This is a genomic window from Coleofasciculus sp. E1-EBD-02, from assembly GCF_040218245.1.
Classification (GTDB): domain Bacteria; phylum Cyanobacteriota; class Cyanobacteriia; order Cyanobacteriales; family Coleofasciculaceae; genus Coleofasciculus.
In genome coordinates this window covers 1-16,431 of record NZ_JAVJQN010000212.1, presented here as the reverse complement: position 1 = coordinate 16,431, position 16,431 = coordinate 1, and the positions used below count along the sequence as shown (strand labels likewise).

The window sequence follows — 16,431 nt, the reverse complement described above, 5'->3', positions numbered from 1 at the left end:
AATGCTTGTAGCCTATAGCCAATTACCGATCAGAACGAACGATGCCCAAAAATAGGGATGTTGGTATAAGGGCTTTTCCAGAAGACTAAGCTGTGCTTGTCGCAATGCTTCAGCTTTGCTTACCTTCAGATCCGTTAGTTGGTGATAGAATTCCTGCATCATAATCGAGGTGGATTCATCACTCACTGACCAGAGACTGGCGATTGTACTTTTGGCACCCGATCGCAGGGCAAATCCTGCTAAACCTAATGTAGCTCGATTATCCCCGGCTGCGGTTTGACAGGCACTCATGACGAGTAGTTCAATCGGTCGCAGTAGTCCCAGCCGCCGTTTTTGAAAGATTAGATCGAAGTCTTCAATGGAAATGCGATCGCTCCAGGTGAGTAGAAAGGTTTCCTCCGGATTAGAACTGAATTGACCGTGAGTCGCCAAGTGAACGATAGGGAAGGATTCGTTGTTAATCAGTTCTTTAAATGTAGCAAAGGTAAAGGTTTCATTGAATAGCACTTTAGAGTTGACTTGTTGCGATACTTGTGCTATCTCTTCATCAACTCCTGGTAAGGGATTGAAGCCTTGGCGAGCTTCGGTTAATCCAGCCGCTAATAAACGCAGTTTCTTTTGGGAGAGTGCTTGGGGAAACAGTTGTAATCCGGGACTAAAGACAATCCGATATTTTTCCAGAACATACTTTTCTCCATCATAGAGGGCTGCCATGGGTAAGTTGCGGAGAAAGCCATCGGGGACAAATACTAGCGTCTTGATATCCTGGCTAGCCATCGCTGCTTCAGCCGGTTTGATTAACCAATTGTAGACCTCCTGGGAGAGTTGTAACCGTTCGTTTCTAGGATAGCCAGGAGACAGGGCGGAATACAATTGTGTCAGCGTGGATTCAACGTCAGCTTGGGTGCGTTGAGTGGCGTAGTGGGTGAGGGGTTGATTGGGAATCGAGAGGATAACTTCCAGGCGATCGGGTAAGATAATCGGATAAATGACTGCGGCTTGGGTATCAATTTCTTCCAAGGCAACCGGATTAGTATCTAAACAGGCATCTTGGAAAAAGTTATCCAGTTCGGCTAATTGCAACGCTTCCATCACCTCACGGGCTTGTTGTAAGTTAGCTTGATTGTCTCCTGCTTTTAACAGTAAGCTGACAAGTTGGCGATAGAGAGGTTCAATCCCTTCTTTAAAGTCGAACTGAACATCAGAACTAATTGCAATTAAATCACTGCGGAGGGATTGGATATTATCAAAGGCAATTTTATAGGCGGCGAGGGCTTCGCTGGTTTTGCCTTGTTTTTGCAGAATTTCACCCAATTGTGCGCCCGCCCGTGCTGCGATATCTTCGGCGTTAATTTCTTGAGCGAGTTTTAGTGCTTTTTGGGATAGGGTTTTACTATCGTCTAATGTCCCATTCGCCTGATACAGTTTACCCAATTGATACAGGGCATACGCTTCTGCCCTGGGATCGTTAATTTGTTGGGCTTGGTTAACGGCGTTTGCCAAGAGTTTTGAGGTATCCATTGCCGAAGAATTGGACATCCCGGCTTGATCAGCTTTCATCAAACTATCTGCCAGATTAATTTGGGCATAAATCGCCGGACGCGAGGCAGACAGTTGGTTAACTTTAGTAGTGACGATTGGGATGAGTTCTTGGGCAACATCCCAGCGTTGTAACTCCACTACCATCCGCAATTGATTCAGTTGTGCTTCCAGTTGAGTTAAGGAATCAGGCGTTAATTCGGCAGCTTGTTGATAGTACGTCCAAGCCACGGCATATTCCTGTAAATCTCGCGCTACATTGCCAATGCTAAACAGTGCCTCACTGGTATCCTGAGGTGAGTTTAACTGTTGACTAATTTGCCAACTGGCTTCTAAGGCGGCTTTCGACTGGCGCAGTTGACCCAGGCTTTGTAATGCCACACCTAAACTTCTCAATCCCTTGGCTTTCAGCAGACTATTGGGTTCAGTTTGTAATTCACTCACCAATTGTTCCAAGAGAGACTTTGTCCGTCGATATTTTCCCAAGGATTGCAACGCTTGTGCTTGGTTAATTTTGCTAATTAATTGTCCCGTTTGGTCATCTGCCTGTTTATAAATGGAGGCGGCTTTTTCCCAGGTATCTAACGCGGTTTGGCTTTGTCCTTGCAGCAGGTGAATGGTTCCTTGAGTATTCAAGGCTTGGGCAAGAAGTAAGCGGGTATTTTTGTCAGTATTGGGTTGGGATTTTAACAGATTTAAACTTTGTGCGATCGCGCTTTGGGCGGATTCTGTATTTCCTAACTCTTTATACGCCAACGCCAGGTAATTCAGCGCCTGGGCTTGCTTGAGGATGAACCCTTCTGCGGCATACGTCTCGGCTGCTTCTTGCCATACTCTTGCTGCTTGGTCAAATTGTCCCGCTTGATAATAAAGTTTCCCCTGTTCAACTAAATTTGATGGTTCAACCGTTTGGCTGTAGAGAGGTGCCATGGGGGGTCCTAACATTTCCGCCCCATTCTCGACAATTGCCTCCGTCTGATTCCCCATTTTCAATGGAGGATAAGCCGCCGTTGCGGGAACTTTTGGCGATTGTAACGATAGGGTGAGAAAAAAAGCACCCAGAATTAAAGCAATAAAAGAACGGGGGCGCTTGAGCCAACCCTTAAGTGTTTTGTTTAGGTGAGAATAAGTTTTACTCATGTTAATTCCTTCGCTGAGGATCAAGTCTTCATTGTCGTATCCGGTTTGAATTCGCCACAGTTTTCCCGGAATTTGGCGTTACTTAAGGCATCGTTTTAGAGTGCTGGTATAGTCTTGACAATACAATCAATTCCTGAAAATTGGGTTTAGCTGAATTTGTGGGTAGGAGATACAAATGGCGTACAAATAAAACTATTTTCTACTTGGATTTTTTAGGCTGTACTCAACCAGTTATGTACTGAGGTAGCTATCGCTCTATCTCAACCAGAATATAGGCAGTGGTGATCAAAAACAGCCAATCTAGATATACCGAACCTGGTTTTGCAACTCATCTGCCGTAACATGATTCAGAATGGCTAAGAGCCGTTTGGCAACCTCTTGCGGCGGACGACGAACCGCCAAGATAACGCCATAGTGTTTTTTACCAGCAGAAAAATAATTTTGAACCAACGCTTCAAAATCAGAGCGATTATGAGTCACTAATGCTCTGCCCTGACTTACCGCGTAGACTAGTTGCTCTGCATCACTAGCCCCCAATTGCCCTGCATCCCGCGCCGTGGTCACATCAAATCCTTTTGCCCTGACAAAATCCGCAATCAAAACATTGACATCCTCATCGAGGTATAAATGAATAAATAATCTGTTCACAGCCCTTGAACCAGTGGATCGATTAACTCATTTGGAATTTTATTTCGTTCGATATATTGATTAATTTCCTCTTGGTGATCACTGTAATATGTTAAAGCACCAAACACCTGAGCCAGTGTCAGATGAGGCATTCCTATGGTAATTTCTTCGGGAGTAACTCCCATACGCCACGTTTCAACAACCGCCCTCACAGGAGTCCGAGTCCCCTTAATGATGGGTTCATTATTGAGAATCTGGTCATCTCGAACAACGTACAGGTAATCAGTAACCTGAACCATAAACACAAAAGAAACCGTACTATTTTCCTCTTCAATTATAGGTTGTATTACAAGGCAAATGATGTAAGAGTAAAAAATCTCTACCTGTCAGGAGGGTTAGAATCAATGTATTGCTTGCGTTTTCCCCTTACGTTGACACTAATGAGTGCGCCCCTACAATCCTCACCTCGCACTGTGACAGTTCGCGTATTGATTCGGTAATGTCTCTTGAGACACAGCCGCCACTAATTCAATCTCTCCTTGTTCATTTTTCACCCAACCCGTTGCTTCCACAAGATACCGCCTTTCAGAAGTTGATTCGACTGAATTCGGGACAGACTCTTGGGCTTGAGGCTGATTTTCCGGTGCAGTTGCAGCAAAATCGCGCACATCAGATAACAGAGTTTGACCGCGAATCGGTGCCGTTGGATCACTCGGTACTCCCCCCCGCCCGGTAATCGTAAACACATTCCCCTCAGCCGCCGCACAGGTTTTCACCACTTGGTTACTGGTATCGGCAAGTTGATCCGGTAATTTGATTAACCCTGATTCGGGATCAATCTCTGGACTACTTAACGAGAATGTACCATCAACACCTAAATCAGAAGTCACAGTAATATCATTGGTCATGACCTCCCGTGGGTTGGTTAAGTCCCGAAGCTCAATAAAAAAGAGTGTATTCGTCGCAATACCAATATTACCTCCGTCACCCTCAAAGGCGTTAGCGGTAATATCACTATTTTGCCCAGGAATAGCAACAACAAATGGGGTAGCGATTTGAATATTTCCCCCATTACCAAAACCACTCTCTATCCCGGCTGTCGCTGAAATTAAGCTCCCTCCGCGCAAGATTATAATATCGTCTAAGGATAGAGCAATATTCCCGCCATTATCACTGGCAGCTTCTGCCGAAATCCGACCGTTATCCAGAATTAAGCGACCGCCTTGAAGCTGAATACTACCCCCTGTCCCTGTGCCTTCACTATCGACAGAAATTGCACCACCATCGCGAATTGCGACTAATTGTGGATCAATGAAGATACTGCCACTATTTCCGGTAGACTCTGGAGTTGTACTGGAAAAGATGCCTGTCTCTTCACCCATAATATTAATCACGTTATCCACGTTGATAATGGTATTCCCTGCATCACCTGTTCCAGTCGTATCGGTGCTAATTTGCGCTCCATCTTTCAAAATGAGAGCGTTTCCTTCAACCTGAATTAAACCGCCATCTCCTGATGAACCAGCAACGGCATTAGAAAACAATCCAGTATCCTCACCAAAAAGTCGAATTGAGTTAGCATTGATGAAGATTTTGCCCGCATCTTCACTACTTTCTGTCAAGGCTTCTAACTGTGCGCCATTGGTTACAGATAGGGATGCAGCGTTAATCGTTAACGTGCCACCTGCTCCAGTTGCTCCCGCCAAAGTTCCGACAAACACACCACTAGGGCTAAACTCTCCACCTTTATTGCCATCAAATATAGCCGCTCCAGTGACATCAATAGTAATATTTCCAGCATTACTCCCTGTTTCTGATTGCCCGCTGGTACTGGCACTAATAAATCCACTATCTCTTACCGAAAGTTGATTTGTGTTAATGGTAATGTCGTTCCCTTGCCCCTTTGATGTCGGTGCAACCTCACTCAAAATACCACTAGGAATTGGAAAGTTTGAACCAAGTACAGCCCCATTAATCTCAATTTTATCAGCATCAACATCAATTCGACCCGCATTACCTGATGCTACAGTTGTCGTTCTAATTTGTCCCCCATCTTCCAGCACAAGTTTACCCGTCTCGACTGAAACCATCCCCGCATTGCCATTACCTTGACGAATACCCATTGGAAATAAGAAATCAGGCAAGGCGGAATCAGAGGCATCAGCCAAAAACAGTCCGTTAGGGCTATCCAAAAAAGGCTGTACCGCACTCACAATTCCACTAGGGCTGTCTCCTGATGTTCCAATTAATTTAATTGATTCAGTGGCAATAACACTAACATTTCCAGCGTTTCCTACACCTGCTGTTGACGAAAAAATCTGGCTGCCATTCGTAGCCCTCAGTGTTCTTGTTGTGACTGCAACATCTCCAGCATTACCTCCTCTCACAAAAGAGGTTTCACTGGAAATCGTACTACCATTTTCTAGTGTAATGGAATCAGCCTCAACATTGACGACACCTGCATTTCCTATACCTGCTGTTGCTGTGTTGATTCGACTGCCTTGTTTCAAACTCAAGGCAAGGGCAGAAATGTTTATAGCCCCACCTTGTTCAGCGCCAAGGTAAAGGGTTTCAACTTCGTTGTTATTCGTTAATTGAATCGTGGGAGCTGTTAGACTGATATCTCCACCAAGCCCATTAGCTAAAGTAAAACTCACGCTTTCAATCTTACTTGAATCATTAAAAAGAATTGACGCACCACTATTCATTGTTACCTTACCGCCAACTAAGCCAACGGATAGAATCTCAGCATTAGCAGCAATAGAAAGCTCCCCACGAGCATCAATGGAAATGTCTCCCCCTAACTCAAACGTTGGCAATGGCGTTTCTAATTTATCTGCGGCTGTAATAATACTTTCAACCTGAATACTGCCATCGGGTAGCGCTAAATTCGGTCGATATTGATTTGTCAGTAAGACTAAGCCGTCAGATTTGGCAATTTCAATCTTACCCACGCTAATATTGGAACCACTGAAGGAAGGCGTTTCAAATGTAACCGAACCGCTAGGAATATCCGTTGGTGTTGGAATACCTGGAACTCCGGTAAATGGTGTTTGAGTCCAGTCAATTCCGGCTCTCACATCTAATGTTGCTTGACTATCTCCATTGACACTAACCGAAGTGCCATCGGATAAAGTAACGTCACTCAGGGCGCTGTAGGGTGTATTTGTTCCCGGAATCAGGGTGTTATTGTTACTGTTAATCGTGCTAGCCGTTGGACCCGTATTATTAATGGTGACTGTGCCTAACTCAACACTTCCCCCGGCTAAAATATGTAGCGACGCACCCTGATAATTACCGAGTTTAACATCGCCTACAGCCAGGACAATCGGATCATCGGCAGCAAAACTATTCCCTGGAGTACCGTCGAGTTGTTCAACCGAAAATTGACCATTGGTCGCATAATGACCATCAATTTGGATGTCATTAGCTGAACGTAGAGTCATGTTGCCGTTGGAACTCAAGCCACTATTGGCATGGTTTAAGATAGACAGGGTTAACCCTTGATTTCCTTGGGCGACAAATTCACCCCCAGCCATGGCAATAAAAGGATTAGTCGCGGTATCTTGTATCGTTAATAGTTCTGAGGCTTTGAGTTTTAGGTCACTTCCGGCTGTTAATTGACCCCCTTCTAAGTAAATATTTTGACCGATGAATGATAAATCTTGTCCGGCTGATAAGTTTCCTGTACTGGTAATTTCTCCAGTAGGGGGTAACCATTGAGAAATACCTAAAGGAGTCGTAACGGTGAGCAAGGGGGGCGCATCAGGATTCGTAGCGCTGAAGGTATAACCATTGTCGAAGACTACACCACCCGATGTGCTAGCCGCAAAAGAGCCAGTAACGTCCAGGCGAGCATTCGGACCAAAGATAATCCCATTGGGATTGAGTAAATACAGATTGGCGTCACCCAAAACGCCTAACGTCCCAAAAATATCCGAGTGATTGTTTCCGGTGACTCGACTGAAAATATTGGCAATATCACTAGGATTCGCAAAGTAAACCCGTTGACCTTCAGTTACACTAAACTGCTCAAAACTATGAAATAGGGTTGAGCCTCGACTTGCGCCACCATTGATTAGGTCAATGATCTGATTATTAATCTCAACATTGGGCGTGATAACAGAGTTCTCTGAACCCAATGTATTATCTGGCACAATTGATTGTGAAAAACTAGGCAGGGAATAACCAAGACTATAACTAAATGCGCCGCTGATTAGGGCAACTTTACAAATACTGAACCAATCACGCTTGTGAAGCATTGTCCGTCCTTCCTACCAATCTCAATATGGCTATCTGTCAAAGCTCAGTGAAGAGCTTATTTTAAGATATGACACAACTGTTTGCTGATTGACTCACTCGCAACATCAGGGAAAATGTCACTGTTGTAGTGGCGTGGTACACCTAATTGAATGAATTAACCTCACACCTGAAAAACATAGGGGTGCAAAGCTTTGCGCCGATTCAATGGTCAAGTCTATTCCACAATTTGAGCTGTGTCAATCCAGATGGTTGGGTTAAGCGATCGCGAAATCCAACCCAATTGAATCTTTTGTGTTGTCCCTGAGATGCCCCAAATAATTGGCTTACATATAAGTTAATTATTTTAGCATATAATTTGGTTTACCATAGCATTTTTTTAGTTTATTTCATGAAGATAGGTTCCGCTCAAAACCTGCACTGATAGTCTTTGCTTCAATGATATGTTTGTATAAATGAGTTGTGAAAATGTGTCTATGGCTATAATCAATTGAGTGAGTCTCAGGGGCGTAGGTTTTTACAGATGGAGGGTGCGTTAGCGAAGCGTAACGCACCCTACGGTTTATACGTTTCCTAGACTTTAAATATACGAGAAACTGGTCGTAAAGGCAAGGTCTGCGGTATTAACCCCTTCTACCTGCATGATGTCTTCTCCATTCAAACGGATGATACTATCAGCGCCTTGTTGAGTCAGAACCAGATCATTGAGCGCTATACCTAAAAGTCCAATTTTATCAGAACCCACATCATAGCCGCGCACAATATCTAACCCTGCGTTTTCTTCGAGTACATAAATGTCACTAGCGCCGAAATCTGGAAGGACAAGTTGTATAAGTGGATTGTAATATGACCCGACAAGAAGATCTGCACCCAAGCCACCACGCAGGGTATCTGCACCCAAGCCACCCGAGAGAATATCATCACCACCATCACCGCGTATTAAATCACTTCCCCAGTTACCAAACAACTGATCATCCCCTAAACCACCGATTAATAGATCATCACCGCCTTTACCTTTGATGATTTCTGAGAAAGAACTCCCCTCTATCGTATCGGCTCCATTGCGACCTAGAAGTTCTACGGTAGCATTCACAGGAGCCGTTACCGTAATCGAGGATAAGTCTAGATCTACCTGACCATGTTGGGAAGCAAAGCTCATGGTAGAACCCAAAATTTCTAGGTCTGTCACAAGATACCCTTTGTCCTGCAATGCATTGAGATCTAATGTTTCTAGCCTGGTTGTGGTGACGGGTGCGTCAATCACAATCTTTAAACTGCTTAAGGAATTTGCTGCTGGAGATAGAGTATCAAGTGCCGCTTGCAAATCATTTTGAGCAATGATCTGTGTTCCTGGAGTTAAATTTTCATCCGCAAAATATACGCCGTCCGTTTTGACTAAAATAATCACGTTATCGGCAAAATTTGGAGTGACTTGGGCATCGGTCACTGCAATCTGTTCAGTTTCGTTAGTGTTAGGATTTGTAAGCTGAAGCGCCCCATCCGTAAAAATATCAGCACCAGTATGACCTGTTGCCAGTAATTGATTATTAAAATCCACAATTTGCTGGGCAGCCGTAGGGTCAGTAGACGTATCTAGTGCTAAAAATGCATTCCACTCATCGGGAATTTGGGCGATTAGAGCTTTATTATCCCATTCAAAATAAAAAGCCGCGCTCCCCTCTGTTCCGTCAGGAAGGAAAGCCGAGTTGTTATAAGCCTGTCCACTGGCTATTAATGAGGCACAGTTTTCTGTAATAATTTGACCAGTCGTTGTGCTGATACAATAATCAAAATTCAGAACAGTCGTAAAACCCGGATCGAGTGGATCGTCAGTCTCCGGATCAAAAAGCTCAGAATAAAGTCGGAATTGCTCACCATTGCCGAGTGTTGCCGTATATTGAACATAGGGAATCGTGCCATAATCAACGCTGTTGTTATTCGAGGTGTTAGTGTCAAACGCATTATAACTACTAAATGCGGCTACACTCACTTCACTCCCAACGACATTCTTTTTTACGGCTACCAAAGGTGAACCAGCCGTTTTTTCTATCTTATTAACTGGGAGCCAACTTGTACCTTGAACCTGACCATTGTTGTATTCGGACAGTTCTGAATTTTCTCCTAATGAACCATAGAAATTGTTGATTTGAACATAGTCACTACTCACGGTTGTATTGACTGTCAATTGTACGGATTCCCCCGACAAGAGTGTGGGAATGACAACTTCAACCGAGTCCGGATTGCCATCGCCACTCAAGCTTTGACCATTGGCAGCAATATAGGGGTCAATCGTGCCGTCTTGATTGGGATCGTATGTATCTAAATCAATCGCACCGACAGGAAGGATTAATTCAGAGACGTTTAATTGCAAGTCTCCATTATCGGTGATCAAGACAGATTCAGCCGTCGCTAGACCATTGTTCGTGACGGTCAATGTATAGGAAAATTCTTCATCGGGAATCGCAATATTTTCTCCTTCTAATGTAGGGATAAATGACTTTTCGATCTCTAAATCAATTTCTTGTCGGTTGCCGAAATCAATGTCTGTTGCTGCTGTGCCGCTTGCAATGGTTATGGGTGCAGGATTCGTTGTTTTCTGTACCCAACCTGTTTGTTGAACTTCCCGGATGGTGTAATTTCCTGCACTTAAATCGGTGAAGCTGTAATTACCATTAGCATCAGTGGTGGTGCTGGTTTCACCTGCATCTTTAACTCCGTCATTATCGCTATCGATAAAGATAGTCCAGCCCGCTAATCCCGTTTCACCTGCATCTTTAACCCCATCGCCATCAGTATCTTCAAACTTCTGTCCACTGATGCTACCGAGTTGGAAGTTACCGAAGTCAACCCCTGTGGTGTCTGTGCCACTCGAAGTAATGTTAATGTCACTGGGATTAGTAGTGGTTTGTTGCCAACCTGTTTGTTGAACTTCCCGGATGGTGTAATTTCCTGCACTTAAATTATTAAAGCTGTAATTACCATTAGCATCAGTGGTGGTACTGGTTTCACCTGCATCTTTAACCCCATCATTATCGCTATCGATAAAGATAGTCCAGCCAGCTAATCCCGCTTCACCTGCATCTTTAACTCCATCGCCATCACTGTCTTCAAACTTCTGTCCACTGATGCTACCGAGTTGGAAGTTACCGAAGTCAACCCCTGTGGTGTCTGTGCCACTCGAAGTAATGTTAATCGCGCTGGGATTGGTTGTGGTTTGTTGCCAACCTGTTTGTTGAACTTCCCGGATGGTGTAATTTCCTGGACTTAAATCGGTGAAGCTGTAGTTACCATTAGCATCTGTGGTGGTGCTGGTTTCTCCTGCATCCAGAACCCCATCATTATCGCTATCAACAAAGATAGTCCAGCCTGCTAATCCTGCTTCACTTGCATCTTTAACTCCATCGCCATCAGTGTCTTCAAATTTCTGTCCACTGATGCTACCGAGTTCAAAGTTCCCGAAATCAACCCCTGTGGTGTCTGCACCACTGGTAATGTTAATCGCGCTGGGATTGGTTGTGGTTTGTTGCCAACCTGTTTGTTGAACTTCCCGGATGGTGTAATTTCCTGGACTTAAATCGGTGAAGCTGTAATTACCATTAGCATCTGTGGTGGTGCTGGTTTCTTCTGCATCTTTAACCCCGTCATTATCGCTATCGATAAAGATAGTCCAGCCAGCTAATCCCGCTTCACCGACATCTTTAACCCCATCGCCATCAGTGTCTTCAAACTTCTGTCCACTGATGCTACCGAACTCTTCAACATTACCGAAATCAACGCCTGTAACTGTCGTATTACTACCAATTGTGATTAGACTTGGATCAGTCGTTGTTTGAATAAGGTCTGTTGGGGTTATCTGACGAACAAAATAGTCACCCGATAAAACATCATCAAAGGAGTATGAACCATTCACAGAAGTTGTCGTTGTGACCAACGAGTCTTTGGTTGGGTCAAAGACGCCTTCATTCGCCTCAAATACGCCGTCACCATCATCTAAAAATAATTTAACTGTGACGCCATCTAAATTCGGATCAGCACCCGCTTCATCATCTCCATCTCCATTCAGATCTTCAAACACACGACCCGAAATCATCCCCTCCGGATCGATTCCCGCCACATCAGCAACGGCAAATTCCTCAAACCCGCCGTCTGAACTAACAAGCTTAGAAAAGAGATACACATAAGTACTGCCTGTTGCTCCAGAAAAAGCCGTTTCAGGAACGTAAATCGAGGCATCAAACGAACTCGTTCCTGGTGTGAAACTGGCATCAAGCAGCACTGAACTGCCTAAATCAAAAACAGCTTGTCCATTATTTAAGGCACCAATTAGTGTCTGATTGCTTGGATCATAAGCACTCAATGTAGCCGAATTGCCCAGAAAGAGTCGGAACTCTTGTAGCGTAATCTCAGAAGCACTATTCTTTTCATTCAAATCCAGGCGAACTTCGCGGAAGGTTTCTCCAGCAATCGTCACTTGTTGCAGTTCAGACAGTTGGAGCGATCGCGCTGACCTTACATCGGGTTGATGAACCGCCGCATCAGTGTTGAAGCCTTCTTCATCCGGTTTTGCTCTCAGTTTAAGAAACGAGTCATTAGTTCCAGTATCCGCCAAAGCTAAATCAGATCGAACGATATAAGCACCATTGACAAATCCTGCGGACTGAACTCCGGTTAAATCGAGAACCGAGTCCGTGAAAATATGGGGTTCAGCCGCTTCCCCAGTTTTCAAATCCGTAGCAGTTAACTGGAACGTTTCATTCGCCGAATCATCGGGATTCACATACCATTCGGTAACAATCGTCCCATTTTTTATACCATCAAGATCCAGAGGACTTCCATCTTTAATCACCCAAGGATAGTGTCCTTTGCCTGAGTCGGAGGGAGCAACAATCACATCATCGGCTGTACCAAACTCACCATCAGCACCTGCTTCCAGATGTTGCACCTGCAATTTAACCACCGCACCTGGATCAAACCCAGTCGCGGTAATCGTCGCTGTTTCACCCGGTTGGTAATCTTGCTTATCGGTTACGACTATTGGCGTACTGGTTGTCTCTGCTTCAGCCGTGTCAATCTGGAATCGCTGAAACACGTTCTTTATCAATGAGTCAGAAACAGCTAGCGGTTCTTCAATGTCTGGAACAATCCCAGATAGATCGTCTAAGCGTGAGTTGGATGGCGTAAGCGGAGCAAGTTTAACTGTGCCTAACTCACTATCAGTAACCGATTCTAGTTCTAGATAGTGTCGCTCAAAAAACGGCTTTACCTGAGATAAGAGAGAAAAAACTTGATTTAATCCAGGAGACAATAACCGAGGTGGAACTGTCTCAGTCAGCAATTCATATAGAGAAAGGAAGTCTAAATACTTAGTAGCAGTCATAATATGAGGAACAATTAGCCCTGATCAACAACAGTGAGAATAAGCTGCACCTGATGGAAAGTGTTTCAATTACTTTTGAAAAAGATACCACACCCATTGCTGGGCAATGGTTTAAACGTTATCAATTTTCAAGCTCTTTTAGGCTGACTATAATTTTTATAGGCAAATTCACTACACCAAACTATCAAACGCATGGCTTTCAGAACTCATTTCAACTCACTAAATTTATCTGTTCAGCAGATATTGAACGTATGATAACTAAACCTGACACCAGTTTATGTGAAGAATCTGTAAAGTTACTTCTAATTAATGTAAGAGATTGATGAAGCTTGCTTAAAACCCAATATGTAATCATATTAAACTTGTAGTACATAATTTTTATATACTTTTTATCACTTCTGGTAATGAGTCAAACCTATTCCGCTGATAAAAACTAGAAAATGTTGGCAAATGTTGGTGAATGTTGGTGAATGTTGGTACAAATGACGACCAACCCAAGCTGGGACTCAATTGCCCCAGTCTCTATACAAAGATTGCAAAGATTGCGCTACTATCAATAAAAAATGAGACGTATGAATCAGTGTCAACCTCAGCAGGTCTGCATTGTCACGGGTGGTAACTCAGGTGTAGGTTTGATGACTGCTGTTGGACTCGCCCAATTCGGTCATCATGTATTCATCGCCTGTCGCTGTGCAAGCAAAGCTGAGAAAGCTGTCAATTATATTCGCTCCTCCACTGGAAATCCCCAGGTTGAGTTTCTACCACTCGATTTAGCATCCCTGGATTCAGTTCGCACATTTGTGAAACTGTTTCAGGACAGACAACTTCCGCTGCATTTATTAGTGAATAATGCGGGGGTTTTCAATGCCAGAGGCAGGACTAAAGAAGGATTTGAACTCATTTTGGGAATTAACTATCTGGGTCACTTTCTACTGACAAATTTGTTACTGGAAACGCTTCAACATTCAGCCCCAAGTCGAATTATCATGGTTGCCTCGGACTTAGCATTACGCCCCACTTCTATCAAGTGGGAGCGTTTTGTCAGGAAGACACCCTTGAATTTTATAGAACTGTATGCCTTATCAAAATTGTGCTTATTGATCCTGACTCAAGAACTGTCACGGCGCTTAGAGAATACCAACGTAACTGTTAACGCGATTCATCCCGGATTTGTGCAATCTAATATAACCGTAGGACATCGCTTAAGCAAGTATTTAGGCATTGGTATTTCACCCCAAGAAAGTGCTTCGGGGTTGCTGACTTGTGCAACATCTGCTGATTTTGCAGCGGTAACAGGTAAGTTTTTTGATTATCAGCAGACCGAAATCAAACTTCCTGATTTAGCAAAAGATACTGAATTCGGTCAACAGTTGTGGGAACAGAGTAGCTTGTGGACAGGCTGTCATCAATACAATCCGAAAACACCCGCCAAGCCTGAGACGTCAGTTGGACTTTTGCAACCCTATTCGCTAGCATTGAGTCCCCCTGAACTCGGTTCCCTTACCCAAACTATTGTTGAAACTGTATTGCCTAACCCCCCGATAAAAAATCAATTCCATCAGTTTATTCGCCTTTTAATTAAACTCAATTTTGGAGCGATAATTCTACTTTTTAATCAATTCCGCAAAAAAGAGTTTTATATGGAAAGGCATCTTGATTCAGGCGCTGTTTGGGCGATCTGCCAGGATAAAAATTTACGACAGAAGTTAAAAGAGTATTTGGGTGAAGAGTTAGTGTTGTGGCGTTCTGAAATTTGGGTGAATTATCCTTCTCAACAACTGATTCCGTTTTGGCATCAAGATTCCTATCCTAATCTGCTTCAAGGAGAAGGCAAAACTATTAATGTTTATATTGCGTTAACCGAGGTTAATGAACGGAATGGGTTTGAGTACATCCCTAATTTTCGACTCACTCCGGATGTCTCTGTGAAAATGAAAGACCCATTTAGTGGCAATCGCTTGTTTAATTTGCCAGAAGACTTAGAACAGCAAGCCATTCCTGTAGTTTTGCGTCCTGGAGAATTTGTTTTATTTACTGATCAACTCATGCATCGTTCGATTCGCAATACCAGTGGTCAAGTTCGGCTAGCCCTCACCCTGCGGCTTACTCAACCCTCTGTTCATATCGTGTCAAGCTATAGTCCTATTTACAGTAAGCCTGTCTTGTTATAAATCCTGCTAACATGAAATATAAGGATTATAAGGAAACGCGGGTTTATTGAAAACCTTTATTCAAGTTAGGAGAGATTTTAAATGTCATTTAAAAAGTTTCTCGCAATTGGCACAACTCTAGTCTTGGTAGGAGGTGGCGCTGCTTATCTCTACGCCAAAGGTTTCTGGGGAGTCGCCGACACCCCAGCCGCCAGTGCTAAAGTTATCCCCGATGAAGCGGTGATGGCGGGCTTTATTTCCACTGACCCTCAATCCTGGATGAAGTTGCAGAAGTTTGGTACGCCCGAACTGCAAACGTTAGTGAATCAGAGTCTGGAAGATTTACAAGCAGAAACTTTGGGGTCTTCCGTACTTAGTGTGCTAAACCGTTAGGATAATGCCACAGAAGTAAAGCGCGTATTGTAAAATTATTAAAGTTCCTGAAGCCAAATCCACACCGTTTTAATAGTTTCAATTTATTGTTAACTCCTTCAACCACTCTATTTGTTGTTCTACTTTCAAAATAACCCACGACTTCGGCAAACCATCGTTTGATTGCTGATACACTTTTTTTATAGTAAATTTGAGCCTTGTCTAACCAATCAATTAGTTTTAAAGTTCCCTCTCCCAGGTTTTGACTTTCTTCAAATATTTGATGCAATTCTTCTTTTAATGAATGCATAATTCCAATTAAAGGCGAAGCTTCTTTGACTTGCTCTAATTTTTGAGTTTGCTTTTTTGATAATTTTATTTCCGATTTTAGTAGTGTATATTTACTCCCCTTTAAGCTACCGAATAATTTGGCTCTTTCTTTACCGTTCAGCGCTTCGGCTGTTTTCTTTTGGTCAATTCTCGCCTTATTCAACTCTTCATTAACCATTTTAGTAATATGAAATCTGTCCACTGTTACCACGGCATTAGGACAGAGTTTGTGTACTAACGATTTATAGTTTCCCGTCATATCCATGCTTACTTCTTCTATTTGCGACAGAACCTCTTCTCCCCATTCTTTCATTACGTCCTTAATTTTTGACTGTTTTCTTTCTGAAACTAAGCCGACTAGTTTATGTGTTTCCAAATCAACCAATACAACAATAAATTTTCCTTGTCCTTTGACTAGGCTTATTTCATCTATCCCTAGCTTCTTTATTTTTTTTAAATCAATTGGTGTTAGGTCTTGCGCTACATGCATTACCATTGATTCGACCTCTTCTTCTGTTAATTTATTGTTTTTAGCTACATTAATAACATCACTATGAATAACTTGTTTGGTTATAGCATGAGCATATCTATGAGTGAATTTCTTTTTATGTCCGACAAAATCTAAACTTTCGCTAA

Annotated in this window: 9 protein-coding genes; 3 read left to right on the top strand and 6 right to left on the bottom strand. The window is 43.2% G+C overall.

Features of this window, described 5'->3' with window-relative positions; translation table 11 throughout:
* Positions 1 to 12: 12 nt before the first annotated feature.
* From RIC07_RS33005 to RIC07_RS32985, 5 genes are all read right to left on the bottom strand, one after another.
* A complete protein-coding gene (locus tag RIC07_RS33005; RefSeq protein ID WP_446398212.1) occupies positions 13 to 2,679 on the bottom strand; it encodes a CHAT domain-containing protein in 2,667 nt (888 codons plus the stop codon).
* Between the two features lie 300 nt (positions 2,680 to 2,979).
* Positions 2,980 to 3,327 (bottom strand): DUF5615 family PIN-like protein, encoded by a 348-nt coding sequence (locus RIC07_RS33000; RefSeq protein ID WP_446398211.1) that lies wholly within the window; start codon positions 3,325 to 3,327, stop codon positions 2,980 to 2,982.
* Positions 3,324 to 3,605, bottom strand: a complete 282-nt coding sequence (locus RIC07_RS32995; RefSeq protein WP_446398210.1) for a DUF433 domain-containing protein — start codon at positions 3,603 to 3,605, stop codon at positions 3,324 to 3,326. Before RIC07_RS32995 ends, RIC07_RS33000 begins: the two co-directional genes overlap by 4 nt.
* Positions 3,606 to 3,767: 162 nt before the next feature.
* Entirely contained in the window at positions 3,768 to 7,568 is a 3,801-nt protein-coding gene (locus tag RIC07_RS32990; RefSeq protein ID WP_446398209.1) for a two-partner secretion domain-containing protein, read from the bottom strand.
* 578 nt (positions 7,569 to 8,146) lie between these two features.
* A complete protein-coding gene (locus RIC07_RS32985; protein ID WP_446398208.1) occupies positions 8,147 to 12,943 on the bottom strand; it encodes an SdrD B-like domain-containing protein in 4,797 nt (1,598 codons plus the stop codon).
* A 53-nt stretch (positions 12,944 to 12,996) separates the two neighbouring features.
* Between RIC07_RS32985 and RIC07_RS32980 the strand changes: the two genes are divergently transcribed.
* From RIC07_RS32980 to RIC07_RS32970, 3 genes are all read left to right on the top strand, one after another.
* A complete protein-coding gene (locus RIC07_RS32980; protein ID WP_446398207.1) occupies positions 12,997 to 13,266 on the top strand; it encodes a hypothetical protein in 270 nt (89 codons plus the stop codon).
* Positions 13,267 to 13,515: 249 nt separating this feature from the next.
* Complete coding sequence (locus RIC07_RS32975; RefSeq protein ID WP_446398206.1) at positions 13,516 to 15,114, top strand: SDR family NAD(P)-dependent oxidoreductase; 1,599 nt, start codon at positions 13,516 to 13,518, stop codon at positions 15,112 to 15,114.
* Positions 15,115 to 15,195: 81 nt separating this feature from the next.
* Positions 15,196 to 15,486 carry a DUF3352 domain-containing protein gene (locus RIC07_RS32970; protein WP_446398205.1) on the top strand — a complete coding sequence of 97 codons (291 nt, stop codon included), beginning with the start codon at positions 15,196 to 15,198 and terminating at the stop codon, positions 15,484 to 15,486.
* Here the strand turns inward: RIC07_RS32970 and RIC07_RS32965 are convergent.
* The coding region (locus RIC07_RS32965) for an ISL3 family transposase (RefSeq protein ID WP_446398204.1) at positions 15,467 to 16,431 on the bottom strand (965 nt) is incomplete at its 5' end. The two genes, RIC07_RS32970 and RIC07_RS32965, sit on opposite strands and share 20 nt — an antisense overlap.

Bases quoted from the DNA above. Each gene is read 5' to 3' on its own strand.
- RIC07_RS33005 (WP_446398212.1), bottom strand. From the start codon at position 2,679: ATGAGTAAAACTTATTCTCACCTAAACAAAACACTTAAGGGTTGGCTC.
- RIC07_RS32995 (WP_446398210.1), bottom strand. From the start codon at position 3,605: ATGGTTCAGGTTACTGATTACCTGTACGTTGTTCGAGATGACCAGATT.
- RIC07_RS32990 (WP_446398209.1), bottom strand. From the start codon at position 7,568: ATGCTTCACAAGCGTGATTGGTTCAGTATTTGTAAAGTTGCCCTAATC.
- RIC07_RS32985 (WP_446398208.1), bottom strand. From the start codon at position 12,943: ATGACTGCTACTAAGTATTTAGACTTCCTTTCTCTATATGAATTGCTG.
- RIC07_RS32980 (WP_446398207.1), top strand. From the start codon at position 12,997: ATGGAAAGTGTTTCAATTACTTTTGAAAAAGATACCACACCCATTGCT.
- RIC07_RS32975 (WP_446398206.1), top strand. From the start codon at position 13,516: ATGAATCAGTGTCAACCTCAGCAGGTCTGCATTGTCACGGGTGGTAAC.
- RIC07_RS32970 (WP_446398205.1), top strand. From the start codon at position 15,196: ATGTCATTTAAAAAGTTTCTCGCAATTGGCACAACTCTAGTCTTGGTA.